At 46.5% G+C, this 16177-nt stretch carries 13 protein-coding genes and 1 riboswitch; of the genes, 4 read left to right on the forward strand and 9 right to left on the reverse strand.

Annotation, left to right across the window (positions count from 1 at the left end):
• Positions 1-275: 275 nt before the first annotated feature.
• Positions 276-2135, forward strand: coding sequence for a M3 family metallopeptidase (locus tag KO531_RS08000; protein ID WP_219250847.1), 1860 nt, complete (start codon positions 276-278; stop codon positions 2133-2135).
• A gap of 203 nt (positions 2136-2338) precedes the next feature.
• Positions 2339-3247, forward strand: coding sequence for a LysR family transcriptional regulator (locus KO531_RS08005; protein WP_028759846.1), 909 nt, complete (start codon positions 2339-2341; stop codon positions 3245-3247).
• A gap of 147 nt (positions 3248-3394) precedes the next feature.
• On the opposite strand, the gene KO531_RS08010 is transcribed toward KO531_RS08005, so the two are convergent.
• The 9 genes from KO531_RS08010 to KO531_RS08050 form a co-directional block, all read right to left on the reverse strand.
• Complete coding sequence (locus KO531_RS08010; RefSeq protein ID WP_219250848.1) at positions 3395-5593, reverse strand: putative metalloprotease CJM1_0395 family protein; 2199 nt, start codon at positions 5591-5593, stop codon at positions 3395-3397.
• Positions 5594-5598: 5 nt separating this feature from the next.
• Positions 5599-5862 carry a chemotaxis protein gene (locus tag KO531_RS08015; protein ID WP_219250849.1) on the reverse strand — a complete coding sequence of 88 codons (264 nt, stop codon included), beginning with the start codon at positions 5860-5862 and terminating at the stop codon, positions 5599-5601.
• Positions 5863-5964: 102 nt separating this feature from the next.
• Positions 5965-7080, reverse strand: coding sequence for a 2-iminoacetate synthase ThiH (gene thiH, locus KO531_RS08020; protein WP_219250850.1), 1116 nt, complete (start codon positions 7078-7080; stop codon positions 5965-5967).
• Positions 7077-7841, reverse strand: a complete 765-nt coding sequence (locus KO531_RS08025; protein ID WP_219250851.1) for a thiazole synthase — start codon at positions 7839-7841, stop codon at positions 7077-7079. The genes thiH and KO531_RS08025 overlap by 4 nt, the downstream gene beginning before the upstream one ends.
• Position 7842: 1 nt before the next feature.
• Positions 7843-8046: a sulfur carrier protein ThiS gene (thiS, locus tag KO531_RS08030; RefSeq protein ID WP_014610604.1), complete on the reverse strand. Its 204-nt coding sequence runs from the start codon at positions 8044-8046 to the stop codon at positions 7843-7845.
• Positions 8047-8062: 16 nt separating this feature from the next.
• Positions 8063-8962, reverse strand: coding sequence for a HesA/MoeB/ThiF family protein (locus KO531_RS08035; RefSeq protein ID WP_219250852.1), 900 nt, complete (start codon positions 8960-8962; stop codon positions 8063-8065).
• Entirely contained in the window at positions 8955-10886 is a 1932-nt protein-coding gene (gene thiE / locus KO531_RS08040; RefSeq protein WP_219250875.1) for a thiamine phosphate synthase, read from the reverse strand. Before thiE ends, KO531_RS08035 begins: the two co-directional genes overlap by 8 nt.
• Before the next feature lie 2 nt (positions 10887-10888).
• Positions 10889-13012 (reverse strand): phosphomethylpyrimidine synthase ThiC, encoded by a 2124-nt coding sequence (gene thiC / locus KO531_RS08045; RefSeq protein WP_251068879.1) that lies wholly within the window; start codon positions 13010-13012, stop codon positions 10889-10891.
• Between the two features lie 201 nt (positions 13013-13213).
• A riboswitch (TPP riboswitch) is annotated at positions 13214-13312 on the reverse strand.
• A gap of 167 nt (positions 13313-13479) precedes the next feature.
• Positions 13480-14850: a hypothetical protein gene (locus KO531_RS08050; protein WP_219250853.1), complete on the reverse strand. Its 1371-nt coding sequence runs from the start codon at positions 14848-14850 to the stop codon at positions 13480-13482.
• A gap of 494 nt (positions 14851-15344) precedes the next feature.
• Between KO531_RS08050 and KO531_RS08055 the strand changes: the two genes are divergently transcribed.
• Both KO531_RS08055 and KO531_RS08060 read left to right on the forward strand, forming a co-directional pair.
• The gene (locus KO531_RS08055) at positions 15345-16028 is read left to right on the forward strand and encodes a hemolysin III family protein (RefSeq protein ID WP_212600966.1); all 684 of its coding nucleotides are present in this window, start codon (positions 15345-15347) and stop codon (positions 16026-16028) included.
• A complete protein-coding gene (locus tag KO531_RS08060) occupies positions 16004-16150 on the forward strand; it encodes a pentapeptide repeat-containing protein (protein WP_212600965.1) in 147 nt (48 codons plus the stop codon). Before KO531_RS08055 ends, KO531_RS08060 begins: the two co-directional genes overlap by 25 nt.
• The last annotated feature ends 27 nt before the right edge of the window (positions 16151-16177 follow it).

The following is a 16177-nucleotide window of genomic DNA, read 5'->3' on the forward strand; positions in this document are numbered from 1 at the left end:
CAAATATCAGTCATTGCGTCCTCAAGGTTTGAGTTAGTAATGGCTGATATCAAAAGCCGAAAGAACACCATTCCTCTAGTACATCTGGAATCTGTAGGTGTTCAGCAGCTCAGTGTAACTCCTTCCTTGAATAGCAATACATTTGCGACTCCCACCCTTATCGTTGACATCCAGAACAGAACAGGGTTTCATGCATAACAATGACTTGAAGCTAACTCAATTGGATACTAAGTCAAAGTTAACTCATTCCATCACAGATGCAGAACACATAACCCATGTTAAAACCCACTTTACTGGTTAGCCTGTTTGGCTTGAGCCTTTATGTTACGAATGCAGCCTATGCGGCGCCAAGCCCTGTTCCCCTTTTAGTTGAACAATGCCTGCATTTGCCAAGTATTGATCTTGCGACTGTGTTCGCCAATGCGCGTTTAACTGCATCTGAATTAACCTTGGCCCAGCGCGCGCTTATTTTTGAGCAACAGATGTTAGGGCTTAATAATATCAACGACAGACTCAACTATTACCGTGGGTTTAACTTACCAAGTGAGGAACGCGAGGGTTTACTGCAATGCCAGCTACACCTCGCCGACACCCTGTCGCAACTTCTCAGCCAAACTGAATTGAGCCAACTCGCCTACGCCTTAGCCCAAGGCAATGCAGAACAAATACTGCTGAGCCAACAGCTTAAACAATTGCTACAACAACATTGGAGCGCCGAGGAAAAAGCGAAATTACATACGGCGCAGGCTAGCATAGGCCAAGGGTTAGGCAGCCAGCAATTTAGTCTTGCCTTCAATGACAGCCAATGCCAACCTGAAGTGACTCAGCAGCAACATCTGCATAAAGAAGGTGATAAAAGTGACGAGCCGAAGCGCAGCAGTGCAAAGCAGAGCGATTTTGCTGGCACTATCGTCAGTTACTTACTGACGCAAGAAAACGCCGTATGTCGCCAAAATGTATGGCAGGCCTACCAAGCCAGAGCCAGTGAAACCAACCAAACGGCATTAGAGCGAATTGCTGAGCAGCGCCAACAAGCCGCCACTGCTGCAGGCTTTACCGATTACAGCGCATTAGCGCTTAGTTCGCAGCAGTTATCGTCCCCTGAATTAGTCAAAGCCTTTCTCGATAGCCAAACCCAAGATCTGCAAGTGGCTCCCTGGGATATTGGGCGAACCCTGTCACAACAAGCATCAGCCAAGGGGCCGACATGGCAAACTTCTGACGTTTTGAGTCGCAGCTTTACTTATCTGCAAGTGTTTGGTTTGCAGTTTGAGACCATAGAAACCGCTAAGGTCGATAAAATACCTGCCGTTCCCAATCGGCCACATATCGTCAGGGTCTACCACCAGCAAAGATTGTTAGGTGAAATCTATGTGGCGTATAACCCAAATCCACAGCAAGGTAGTCAACAGCAGACATTGCGTCAAAGTGTACTCGGCCAGCAATTTGGACAACAAGCATTGGATCTCAAACCACAGCTGAGTAACTACAAAGACATTGAGCAATTAACCGAATCCATCGCAGAGGCTGTCACTTCCCTTGCTAAAGCGAGTCATTTCTACCTCAACAATGCCATGGGACAGAGTCAAGATAGCTATTTTGTGGCGAGCCTCTGGTTAGCTGAAGTGCTACGCCATCAACTATTTCCGCAATTTGAGCACACCTATTTACAGGAGCGTGAAACACTGGCTAAAGCTTATTCGAAGCAGCTTAAAGTCTTTCGCGCTAAGGTTGCAGTCAACTTTTACCAAAACTCAAGTGCACAAGTCTACCCCGATCTCGGTGCGGAGTTTAATGCGAGCTTTGGTCAAGACTGGCCACAAACACAGGATTATCCTTATAGCTTCAATGCTATCGCCAACGAAGGACCGCTCTACTACCAATCACTCTGGCAAGCATCGCTAGCCAGGCTGATAGATCAATCCACATTCAACTGCCGAGACAAACTCAAATTATTCAATGTATTAGTCATCAATGAAGACGCTTTAAGCTTCAGTGACCAATTAAAAGTGGTCATTGGCGCCCCCGTTAATAGTGCTGCACTGATCCAAAGAATTTCAAATAGCGCCGCTTCAGAACATGCTGACAATTCCAACAATCAAGCTTTCGACGCAACAGGTTCTTGTGCGTTTTAAGTGTGAATGCTTAGGATGTGTTTGTGACTCGCTCGGGCGCAAACACTGAAAATCGTCATGATTAGCCTCTCTATCACCTTAATAACTTAGCGCGACATAACTATCTATATGTCGTGAGAATGACTGACTCTATGATATTTAATTGAAAAAGTCGTAAGAAGTGGCCACTATAAGCCTCAATCTATCGTTTTTTTGAGATTATAATGACTCGAGCTAAATCTACCTTAGAACAATGGCGTATTTTGCAAGCGGTGGTCGATTTTGGCGGCTATGCCCAAGCGGCCGAAAAACTCAACAAGAGTCAATCGTCACTTAACCATGCCGTTGCCAAATTACAGCATCAGTTAGGTATCGAGCTACTCGAAGTCAAAGGCCGTAAAGCCTATCTCACCCCGCAGGGCGAAGTGCTGCTGCGCCGCTCACGGCATGTCACCCAAGCCGTCAATGAGTTAGAACAACTTGCGAGTAATCTCGAACAAGGGTGGGAGCCGACACTCACGATTGCCCGTGAAATTATCTATCCGATGGAAAGCTTAGTGTGTGCCCTCAATGCGTTTCTGCCCCATAGTCGTGGCACTCGAATCATCATGTTGGACTCAGTGATCACCGGCACTCAAGAGCTCATTCAGCAGAGTAAAGTCGATATTGCTATCTGTGCAGGGGTGCCGCCTAAAGGGTATTTATCCGAACCCTTATGTGAACAAGAACTCTACCTCGTCTGTCATCCAAATCACCCACTCGCTGACTTAGGCACAATTGAAGACGATAAACTACTGGCACAATATTTACAGTTAGTGATTAAAGATACTGGAGTGCAATCCAACATTGATATCGGCTGGCTCAAAGCTGAGCAGCGCTGGACAGTCTCTAACTTCCATGAAGCTAAAGTCATTTTAAATCAAGGTATTGGTTTCTGTTGGATCCCCTCTTTCTTAGTCCAAGAAGAATTGGCTTCGGGTAATCTAGTACGTTTACATCTTGAGGGTAGCCAAAAACGTCGCATCATGTTGAGCTTAGTTATCCCTAATAGGGATCAACAAGGGCCTGCATCAAAACTGCTTGCTTCCTTGATTTTAAAACAGCACGGAATTGAAACGACGAATAGTCATTAACAGCAAGATACCAAACGAGTTATCAATGCGAGTGAGCAAAACGATAAGTGCTAACTGCTGATTAAATGGTTAGTTCTTAGTGGTACTGAGAAGTTGTTTCGCAAAAGATGATGAATAGCGAATCATGGGAATAGTTAAAGCCTAATCTTACACACTAAAGTCGACATAGCGCGCTTGTTGATAACCCAAGTATTGCGGCTGAATAAATCCTGTCTCCTGCAAGAGGTCATCTTCCACATATAACTTGCTCTGCAAAGACACATTCGAATTCGCGCTAGCACTGATATTTGAAGACTGCTCATTTACATCTTTTGCGGACAAAACATCCGTAGATTGCAAATTGCTAGGGAGCTCATTTGAAGATGCCAGATACGAAGGCTGAATATTGGCTTGCGACGTCATATCGACATGAACTGAAGGTCCAGCACTGGCTTGTGCAACCGCAGCATAATAACGGCTTGCAGTACTATCGGATTTTGAGATAAAGCCCGTCGCTAAATCCGCAGAAATTGAAGCTTCTCCAAATGCTAAAGTTGCGGTCGGTGGTTCAATCGTTTCTACTGTGGTCGATGTAGTGACTGAGTCACTGATATCAGAAGTGGTTTTCGACCCCGTATCAATGACTCTCGTATTGGCCGTTTGCGCCTCGATCGCTTGTTTTAGCTTATCAAGCGCAGTAGATGCAGGGGTGGATACCGCCTCTTGGGGCTGAGCAATATTACCTGACTCATCAACGTCTCCCGTCACGACAGGTGTATGTTTTTCTAACGGTGGCAACTCTTTGATTTGTGCATCTGCGTCTATTAATGTTTGAGCCGTTTGCAAGTCAACAATTTGTTTTTGTCGCTCCTCTGCCAGCATCACTTTAGCTTCATTCATTTTTTGCAAGGCTTCCGCGGCAACACGGATATCCGCTGATGACGGGTCAACAGGAGCCATTGCTGCGGCATAAACTTGCTTCATTTTGTTTATCGTTGCAAGCGGGTCGCCTCCCACTGGAGAGACATCAATCTGCACTTCGCCATCGGTGGCGTAACGTTGGCCATCAGCACCCTTTTCATACTTAAAACTCGGGCTCTGAGCGTATTGTCCTCCGACGGTTGCGTGGGCATGCTCATGGGCTTTAACCTCTGAATCTCGAGTTTTAAGTTCATCGACTTGCTGTTGCTGTTGAGCCTGCACTTTTTCTTGGGCTTGTATCTCTTGTTTTTGAGCCTGTTGAACCAGTGATTGCTGTTTTGCCTCTTCCGCTGCTGCTATTTGCTGTTTCCGCGATTCTTCTTCCTGTACTTGCTTTTCAAGCTGATTATCATTTGGAGCAAAGACAGCAGCTAAGACTTGTTGACTATCATCTGGGTTAGACGCTGTCGCAGGAACATCTACAGGACTAGCCTGAGCTTCACCAAAAACTTGAGTAAATTGTTCTAAGACCGTCGGTTGAGCAACATCATTGCTAGCGGATTGATCTACGGTTTGCGTAGAGTTTGACTGGCCAACAGGCCCTGCACTCGTTGCTACACTCTTATTTACAGCACTCTTATTTACAGAACTGTTGATTGCAGAATCGGTCGTAGTGGGATCAACTAACGCAGCTCCAGTAAAGACTGTTTGTGGTCCAAACACAGTAGCTAAATCAGGCATTATTGGAGAAACATCACCCGTGCTTGATGGATTGAAAGCAGGAATATCAGTACCACTCGTACCAATTGATGGACTCAGAGGCGTAAAAATATCAACGGGAATATTGCTCGTTACACTGAGATTTGGACTTATTGTAGCCAAGGAATTTACCCCAAGTCCGCTATTACTCGTACCCGCGACTGGCGAAAATACCTGAGTAGAAATAGGTGCCGCAATCTGTCCCCCGCGTACACCAGAAATGGATCTTGGTCCTGTTAACAAACTAAAACTCGCATCGGCATGTAAGCTAGCTCGATCATTTAACGTATTTACCTGAGGATTGCTCCTTGGCGTTGGTACGGAAAAAGGAGCGACCTCGAGTATTTGGCTTGCACCATTCAGTACAGGAAGTACAGATGCAGCAGTTGATGAAACAGCACTAGAAGCAGCAAAAGACACATTTGGTGGTGAGTGGAGAGATAGGGAAATGTTAGCAGCTAATGAAGTAATAGGCGTGGCTTGAACTGGAGCAAATGAAGTTCCAGTAACCTGTAGTTCATGGACACCACTCGCTTCAATTTTTGCGGAGCCTGCAGTGTGAGCGCTGGCTCCTTGATAAGTGCTATTAGCTTGACTCTGGCTTAGATTCGAGCTTAGCATCTTATCATGTGCCGAAAATGAAGAGGATGGCGCTCCAACCTTAGGTGATAGCGCCACAACCGACATGATATTTACACCTTAATATTAATGATCGAACCTATCATTTCAGAATCAGTTTCAATCACTTCTGTTGACGCTTCCCCTTGTCTTAATGACTCATTAGCGGTAAGTAATGCCGAGGTTTTATCAGGCTGCGCAACATCTCTTGTAGATTCAGCCGGAGTCGCACTTTGAGTCGGTGTAGGTTTAGCCACATCTATTGTTGCTTGAGTGAGCCCAGATTGAGCACTTTGCAAGCCTTGCAGACCGGATGAATAAGCAGATTGGATTTGCATAACGGTATTCCTGCACGCTGTGATTAATGGGTCAATTATTGACCAATCACCTGCAAAAGTACAGGTTTTATCCGCATTCTCACCATTTATTTATGGTCTTATTTATCCTGTGATCCAATTGGCTTCCCAATCCTTAAATACGGGATTAAAACCCTGCCGTTGCATCTGTTCGATGACTTGCTCGACGCTGCGATCATCGCTTATCTCAAATTGATCGAGTTGACTGTCGGGTGCTTGATAGCCGCCCGGTTGTGTCGAACTACCCGCACTGATTTGAGTAATTCCAAGTGGCAAAAGATTATCCCTCAGCTCAGGGCTTTCCCTTGTCGACATACTGATATCAAGCTGATGATTAAAAAGTCTAAATGCACAAATCATTTGCACTAAACCTAAATCCGATAGCATGACTTTTGGGGTGATCCCGCCAGTACAAGGCCTTAACCTTGGTAGCGAGATACTAAAGCGGGTGCGCCAATAGCGCCGCTCTAAATAGTCGAGATGATATCCCATCATTAACGCATCTAAACGCCAATCATCCAGCCCCAGTAATACCCCAAGACCAATTTTATCAACGCCCGCCGCCGCAACTCTGTCCGGTGTTGCTAAACGATAGGCAAAATCCATTTTTTTACCTCGGGAATGGTGACGAGCATAAGTCTCGGGCTGATAGGTCTCCTGATAAATCATCACAGCATCTAAACCTAGCGCGACTAACTGGCGATAATGGTCCTCACTCATGGGCTGAACCTCCATCGCCACATGGCTAAATTGCTGCTTTACCAATGGCAAAATCTGCTTGAAGTAATCGATACCAACCTTAGTTTCATGCTCACCCGACACCAGTAAAATAGAATCGAACCCCCTATTTTTGATAATGACCATCTCGGCCATCAACTCCTGCTCATTCAAGGTCTTGCGTTTGAGTTTGTTACTCATGCTAAAACCACAGTAATCACATTCATTAGCGCACAGATTCGAGACGTATAGCGGTAAATACATGCCCAGATTCGCGCCAAATCGCTGCCGCGTAAGCGCCGCTGAATGTTGTGCCATGGTTTCGATATAAGGTTCAGCCGCAGGTGATAACAAGGCCAGTAAGCTGCGTAAATCCCCTGCTGGACTCACTAACGCCCGCTCGACATCTTGGGCTGTGCAAGAATACAAATCGAGTAACAGTTTATCCCGTGGAATGTTGGCAAATTCAGCTACAAAATTCATTGGTTTAAAAATTCCGTCAGAGGACTGGTCTGTACCGCGCCCGTTTGTACTCGGCCAAGCCCAGCTTCAAAGGCCCGTCTGCCGCATTGCACCGCCTCCTTAAAGCACTCGGCCATCACTATCGGCGACGCGCTGCTGGCGATAGCTGTGTTAACGAGCACCGCATCGGCGCCCAGCTCCATTGCTCGCGCAGCCTGTGAAGGCGCGCCAATGCCGGCATCGATCACCACTGGCACCCGCGCCTGCTCTATGATGATTTTTAAAAAGCTTTCAGTGACTAAACCTTGATTACTGCCAATCGGACTCGCCAGTGGCATAACAGCAGCGCAGCCCACTTCTTCCAAGCGGCGACAGAGCACAGGATCGGCATGCACGTAGGGCAACACGATAAAGCCTTTCTCACAGAGGATTCTGGCCGCCTCTAAGGTTTCAATCGCATCGGGCATTAGGTACTTAGGGTCTGGATGGATTTCGAGCTTAATCCAATGAGTTCCCAGCATTTCACGGGCAAGCTCAGCCGCAAACACCGCTTCCTTGGCGTTTCTCGCCCCAGAAGTATTAGGCAATAGCTGTACACCCGCTTGACGTAACGGCGTGAGCAAATCATCTAGTCCCATTTTGAAATCAATTCGTTTCATCGCAACTGTGACTAACTGCGATTTTGAAGCCGTTATCGCCTCGATCATCACTTGGCTATTACTGAACTTTCCCGTCCCAGTAAATAAACGCGACTCAAACTCCACATCGGCAATCGTTAACATATTAGCCTCCCGCCACTGCTGAAAAAAGTTCTAATTTATCTTCATGTTGGCAGAGAATAGATTGCCAGCGATTGCGCGGAACGACCTCAGCATTCAATACGATAGCAACCGAATCGAGGGCAATATTTTGTGCGAGGATCACAGCCTCGAGTGACGTCGGTTCAGATAACGACTGCGGGATATTGTTTATGTGAATTAAAATCACGTCAAACCTCCATACTTTATAGTTTGCTAGGCTTATCGGATGATGAACGAACCTCTTTTGGACCACACACGTCACAGTGGGGATCCCGCGTTAATGCAGCCGCTGTCCATGAAAGCGATTTAGCGTCGAAGCGCCAAAAACGCCCCAACAGGCCATTTTTCGGTTCATCACCACCGCTATCCACACTCAGCAAGAGTTGCATGGCCACCAAAGATTGCATTGACGCCATCACGCCCACGCTGGGGCCGAGTACACCTTGGGTACTGCAACTCTGCGACACTCTCGTCTGTGCGGGGAAAATACAGTGATAGCAACCACCAGAGGGGAGCTGCATTTGATCGACCGCAAACAATTGGCCGCTAAATGCTGTGATTGACGCACTAACTAAAGGCAAAGTAGCTTCGATACAGCAGCGATTAATGGATTGGCGAGTCGCAAAGTTATCGGTGCAGTCAAGCACGAGCACTCTTTTACCCTGTTGTTTTAATTGTAAAACCTCAGCGAAGTGATGAGCTGATGTCTCAGCACTAAATACTGTTTCATGGGCAGTAACAGTGCACTGCGGCGCTAAGCCTTTGAGCTTTTGCTTGGCAACTCGCGCCTTATTGAGTCCAATGTCGGCATCGTTGAATAGCAATTGTCTTGGTAGATTCGATACTTCAACCTTATCCATGTCGATTAAGGTCAAGTTGCCAATGCCTGCACAGGCCAGATACTGCGCCGCCAATTGCCCTAAACCGCCAAGCCCTACAATAACAACGCTGGCGTCGGCCAGTAGTAATTGTCCGGCCTCACCCACTTCTGGCAATAAGACTTGCCGAGAATAACGGATGAAATTGGCATCACTTAGTGTATGAGCGCTTTGTGTACCGTCGCAAAGAACCTCTGCGTGAGCAAGCGGTTGGTTTTTACTCATGCTTAGCAACCTCATGCTTTACAGCCAGTTCTTCAGACAAGCTACATTGCTCCCAAGCTTGGCTCAGCTCTGCAAACGCTGCGACTGGATCCTTAGCTTTCGTTATTGCGCGCACCACAGCAATATTGCCCACCCCAGTGGCTTTCACCTTTGCCAGATTATCTAAGTCGATGCCGCCAATGGCGACCAAGGGATAATGGTCTTGGAGTAACGCCACATAGTGCTTAAGTTTTGCGAGCCCTTGGGGCGCTGAAGGCATTTGCTTCGTCGTGGTTGGGAATATATGCCCAAGCGCTATGTAGGATGGCGAGTATTGATGCGCCAATAACAACTCGAAATAACTGTGGGTGGATAGACCTAACGCGAGCCCCGCGGCTTGAATGGCCGCTAAGTCGGTAACGGCGAGATCTTCTTGGCCTAAATGTACCCCAAAGGCATGGTATTTTATCGCTAACTGCCAGTGATCATTGATAAAAAGCTGCGCATTAAAATGCTTACCTAAGGCAATGGCCGTTTGAATTTGTGCTTCTAATTCAGAGCCAACCAACTCAAATTTACCTGACTCAGACTTGCCTAGCGCAGACTTACCTGAATCAGATTCGGCTAACACTGCAGCGGTTGACTCGCTTGAATCGGTTTTTATCCGTAACTGCACGGTTTTAACACCCGCAACTAACAAACTTTCCAGCATGATTAAGTCACTCACCACGGGATAAACACCAAGATCGGCATCGAGCACTTTAAAACCGTGGGATGAGATGCATTGAGCTGGCGTCGAGACTATTCTTACCTGAGCGGTTGCCTGATCTGTTGCAGATAAAGCTGTTGCAACTAAATCACTTCTAACATCAAGGTGTTGGTTGAGTTGATGACTAATAAAATTGCCATCACACAGCCTTATCTTTGCATAGCGGGACAAGTCATTGGGCCACCCCGTGCGGGCCAACGGCCCTGGACCTTGCCCTAAACCAATCGCCGAGCTTAAGCCTTGACTCACATAGGCTTTTGCAACAACCACCGCATCTTGCAATACAAAACCCTGCGCTAACACGGCGGCAATGGCCGATGACAAAGTACAGCCGCTACCATGGTTATGACGAGTATTAACCCGCGGGCTTGCCAACCAGAAACGCCCATTTTGATGCAGCTCAGAGCTAGCGCGTACTTGATGGCAAACCAGATAATCCTCAGCAAGCCCATGATCCCAGCCGTTGCTATCGAGAGTGCTAACATTAACGTTAGCCTGAGTTTGAGCATGAGTGTTATCGTGAGTTTTAGCATGAGTATCATCAAGAATATCAGTGCTACCACTCACATCGCCCCCTTTAGCGAGCACACTGCAATCTAAACTCTGGGATAAAGCCTGTGCTGCAGCAGCGAATTGTGCTTTCGTTGAAACATCACTGTGAGTTAACCGCCCAAGTTCAAGCACATTGGGCGTGATAAGTTCGATTAAGCCTTTGAAAGGATTAAAATCTAAGGCTGATTTGGCCGTATTTTTTATATCCTGACAGTTATCTACTGCTAATGCATCGCCACAACTGGCGACCATCACAGGATCGACAATCACAGGCACAGATGGATAGTGGATTTTAAAACTCGCGATCCAATCTGCCAATAATACGACTTGAGATTGATCCGCCAATAAGCCGATTTTGATTGCTTTGGGTGGCAAGTCTGACAGTAAAGTGGTCAACTGAGCCATTAACATCGCCGCTGATACGGGCTCGACTAAAGTGACCGCCACTGAGCTTTGCGCCGTCACTGTGGTGATCACGCTGCAACCGTGGCAGCCCAAATCCTGAATCGTGGCCAAGTCCGCCTGAATACCGGCACCGCCGCCGCTGTCTGAACCGGCTATAGTCCAGACAAACGCGGGGCACTCGGTATTCATGGGCAATTTCCCCCCATGAATACCCAGCATCATTAGGCTTCCTCAGCTTCGGCGACGAGCTTGTCTTTAACGTGATAAATCTCGGCGCCCGAGGCAGCAAATTGTGCCGATTTTAGCGCCATTGCCGCTTCCAACTCCTGCGGCGTCTTGATTGTGACTTGCATAGCTTGGGCAGCCGCTTCAACTTGCTCCGCCTTCGCTTGTGCCGCCTCTAAGCCAGCGGCATAGGCGCGAACATCTTGGGTGATTTTCATCGAACAAAATTTAGGGCCGCACATAGAGCAAAAATGCGCGACTTTAGCGGATTCCTGCGGTAAAGATTCATCGTGGTAAGCGCGCGCGGTTTCAGGATCGAGTCCTAAGTTATATTGATCTTCCCAGCGGAATTCGAACCGCGCCTTTGCCAGCGCATTATCACGAATTTGCGCACTCGGATGACCTTTGGCCACATCGGCGGCGTGGGCAGCAATCTTATAAGCAATCAAACCTTGCTTAACATCTTGTTTATTCGGTAATCCTAAGTGTTCTTTTGGCGTGACATAACACAACATAGCGCAGCCGTACCAAGCGATCATGGCCGCGCCTATGCCGGAGGTGAAATGATCATACCCAGGTGCGATATCGGTGATTTGCGGGCCAAGCGTGTAAAACGGCGCTTCATCGCAGTGAGCTAACTGCTTGTCCATGTTCTCTTTAATGAGCTGCATCGGGATATGTCCCGGCCCTTCGATAATGGTTTGTACGTCGTATTCCCACGCGATTTTGACTAGCTCACCTAAGGTTTCAAGCTCTGCAAACTGGGCAGCATCATTGGCGTCGGCAATCGATCCGGGACGCATACCGTCGCCTAAAGACAGGGATACATCGTAGGCGACGCAAAGCTCACAGATCTCACGAAAATGGCTGTAGAGGAAGTTTTCCTTGTGATGACTCAGGCACCATTTGGCCATAATTGAACCGCCGCGAGAAACGATCCCAGTAACACGTTTAGCCGTCATCGGCACATAACGCAGCAGCACACCAGCATGAATAGTAAAGTAATCAACACCTTGCTCAGCTTGTTCAATCAAGGTATCGCGGAACACTTCCCAGGTTAAATCCTCTGCCACGCCGTTCACTTTCTCCAGCGCTTGATAAATCGGCACTGTGCCAATGGGCACTGGCGAGTTACGGATGATCCACTCGCGGGTTTCGTGGATATAACGACCCGTGGATAAATCCATGACAGTATCCGCGCCCCAACGGGTAGACCAGACGAGCTTTTCTACTTCTTCCTCGATGGAAGACGTCACCGCAGAATTACCGATATTGGCGTTCACTTTCACCAGAAAATTACGCCCGATGATCATAGGTTCGGCTTCGGGATGGTTAATATTCAGCGGAATAATCGCGCGGCCACGGGCAACTTCGGCGCGGACAAATTCGGCGGTAATCGGTTCACCAACTAAGGCACCAAAGGCTTCGCCCTTGGCTTTACGATTGAGGATTTCATCCTGTACTTGCGCAAGTGCCATATTCTCACGGATCGCCACATATTCCATTTCGGGAGTGATAATCCCTTGACGGGCATAGTGTAATTGACTGACGCGTTTGCCCTGCAGCGCTCTGCGTGGGCGGACAATCGCACTCGAACCTGCCTCAAAACGCAGATGGTCTAAACCGTCATCGGCGAGCCTTTGTTGGGTAAAATCCGATGTAGCGCAGGGTAATTGCTCTGTATCGTTGCGGGCTAGGATCCAGTTTTGTCTTAATTTACCAAGGCCGAGGCGCACATTGATGTCGGCCTCAGGATCGGAATAAGGTCCGGCGCAATCATACACGCGGATTGGCGGATTTTTTTCCATGATAGGCGCATCATCTGTACCGCCCACCAGCGTATCCGTCTGCATAATTTGTCGCATACCAACGCGAATATCGGCACTAGAGCCTTCGAGGTAAATCTTTTGTGAATTAGGATGTTGCAGTGGCGCTAACGTATCAATAAAGGCTTGGGCCTGCGCACGGGTTTCGCGGCGACTCGGCGCCTTAGGCACGATTGATTGACTAGACTCAGCCGATTTATTAGCCACTGTCGATTTATTAGGGATTGTCGATTCTGGCGCTGTGATTTCTATAGCATTGGCAGCTACAGCTGGGTTTGGGTTTGAACTGGACATAAGCAATCTCACGTTAAAAAATGGAGTTGCTTGTCTGGAGAATTGAGTTGTTGATAGCTGGGCATGGCAATCAATTTTTGTGGCCAACACTGGCTTCAAAAATTGAGTTACCCTGCTCAATAACAATTAAATCTCAACATTAAGGCTTAAAACACTGCTGAGTTAACAGGTGTTCAAGCCGTCTATTTTGGCGATTTAATATGTGTTATTACGCTTGTTTCCTTCGCAGGTTTTAACCTGATCAGGTTCAACGGATCCCGAATAAACGGTCTCAGCCAAGAGGCACTCCGACAAGATGAGTGCGCAGTATAGACAGAAGCGGCAGCAACAAACAAGGAAAAAAGCAATTAAAAACCTTAACTACCAATCCAAAATAAAGATTCATAATTCATTGTTTTTAATTGATTAAATTAAATAAAACTAAAAAAGTTATAACTAGCATGAAAATAGATCATAAAAGAAAGTCACTATTTATGGGGTTTGAGCATCATTTTATTTAATTGAGATTGAATGGCATCATCAATAGCTTGATTGATTTTTTTGCCACTGCAGTCAAATGAGAAGCCTAAATTTTCGGCGTAAGGATTAACTTGAGTGCCGACTTGTACCACGCGATAACAAGTATCTCCTTTACGCACAATACGATTTGGGTCTAAGGGTAAATCTAGACTCGTTGTGCCACCGAAATCATCGGCGTTAGGGACAAATAGCACCTCCATCTCTGGGCTCATTTCACTCATATTCGATTTCCGGGTGAACTTATCGGCCTGTTCAATCACGAGATCATCGAGCGCTTGCTCGCGCTGACGTTCAAAATATTGCTGCGTGAATAAACTCATGCTTGAGCTTGTCGCTATTGTGCTCTCACCTTCTGCTGCGGGCGAGCTCTTAGCGCCAAGCTGCGGCTTTATTTCTGTGGTATCAAGCGTATTAGTTGGTTTTTTTGCCATCGCTTCAGTGGGTTGAACTTCACTTGGGGCAATTGATTGAGTTTTCTTTAATTGAGATTGGCTCGATTGAGTGATGTCCGGTTTAACCGTATCTGGGTTTGCTTTTTCCGACTCTACTTTTTCAGAGACGGCCTTTTCGGGTGCTATTGTTTCAGGCATGACCTTTTCAAGTATTGGCAGAGGCTTCACTTGAGTTTGAGGTGTGGGAACAATTGTAGGCGTAACAGAATTTGTCGCTTCAGTCTTATCCTCGGCCTTGATCTCAGTTTCGGACTCTGAGGTTTCGGCTTTCTCTACCGCGGGAGCATAAATAAAGTAAGCCTTGATCGCTGCCACTTTAGGGCCACGGCTTTCTATTTCCTTCAATCCAAAGGGATTTAGCTGCGGACGCCACAAAATGCAGATAAGTAAAAATAAACACACATGCACTAAGAGTACGAAAAATAACAGACTTAATTCTTTGAAATATGGCTGACGAGCACGCAAAACTGATCTCGTACCCAATCCCTGAGCACTAGTTTGTATTGTCCTAGACAGTTCAGGTTTGGATTCAGACTCAGGAACCAATTTATGTTGATGTTGATGTTTAGCACGGATTTCTTGCAGTACTAAATCTTGGGCTTGCTCTTGGTCTATAGCTTGGGTGTCATGCTTAGAGGCTGAATGACCTGCATCGCTATTGAACGCTAATGTCTCCGCATTAGTGGTAAAAACAGGCGTTTGAGCAGCATCCAGTTCACCGAGGTGATGATCAAATGCGATAAAAGTCTCACCTTCTGGCGATGTGGCCGAAATCAGCAAAGCACTATCGACATCATCTCCAATCGCTATCGCTGTAGGAGATGCTGTCAATAAAGGCGCGGCCTTGGGTTGATGTTGAAAAGGCAAAATCCATCCTTAGGTTTTGTATAGTATCCATTGATTTCAATGATGCTTAACGTGGAACGATTACACTCTAATTCAATATCAATCCAATATCGGGTTGGTGAATATTGAAAGCGAATTATCTATTGATTGCATTTACTTACGAGTGCTCAACGCAGATTAGAGGAGGCAAACAGAGCAAAGTTCAATGCGAATGCAACCTGCTACAAGCACAGTACTTTACGCCAGTGCTTGATAAGTCACTTGCCAGTTAAGACAAATAAGGCTGGGAATTGGGATCATAATCGCGCTAAATTGAATGTTAAATCTCACGTCTTGAAGCGAGTAGCATCATCAATGCGATGCACTGATGGGAGTGCAAGACGGCGTTAAAAATCTAAAAGATGAAAAATAGAAGCCAACCATAAATTTAAGCTTACAAGTGTACGCTTAAATATGGTGATTTATTTTTCTAACTGATAGACTCAGTCATTATCGTTTACGAGTGTGTATCTACCATGTCGAGTCAAAGTGTTACCGAACAGCCAAACACAGTTAAAAACCCGGTAAAATCTGGACCATATAGTATCAAAGAAGAGATCGCTAACAGTGTATCCCATGGCCTAGGTGTCATTGCGGGGATTGTGGCATTGGTGCTCATGCTGCTTAAAGGTCAAGATCACCTAACGCCAATTCAACTTACGGGCGTAACCATTTATGGTGCGAGCATCATAGTGCTTTTCCTATGCTCGACGTTATATCACAGCGTTAGCCATTCAGGCTGGAAACATAAACTGAAGATCGCCGATCACTGCGCTATTTACTGTTTAATTGCAGGAACTTACACACCTTTGATGCTGATAAGCTTACAAGGCACGCAGTCGATAGTGATTTTAACGGCTATTTGGTCGCTTGCAATTGGTGGGATCCTATTTAAGACACTGTTTATTCACAAATTCAAAAAGTTAAGCTTAGTCTTGTATCTCGCTATGGGCTGGCTATGTGTCACTGTGATGGGCGATTTAACGGCGGCGATGTCAGAGGTAGGCTTTAATCTATTGATCTTAGGCGGGTTATTTTACACCTTAGGGGTTGTATTCTACGTCGGTAAACGCATTCCATTCAATCATGCCATTTGGCATTTGTTTGTGCTCGGCGGTGCCATGAGCCACTTTCTGTGTATTTATCTGACTGTTATTTAAATGATTATGATTTAACTGATGGTGATTTAACTGATGGTAATATAACTGGCTCTGATTTAAATGACTGTGACTTAACAGATGGTGATTCAGCTGACGGTGATTTATCTATGGGTCAAAGCTAAAAGTCGTTAATTATCTATTCATGCACT

This window comes from Shewanella sp. NKUCC06_TVS, assembly GCF_019345515.1.
Classification (GTDB): domain Bacteria; phylum Pseudomonadota; class Gammaproteobacteria; order Enterobacterales; family Shewanellaceae; genus Shewanella; species Shewanella oncorhynchi.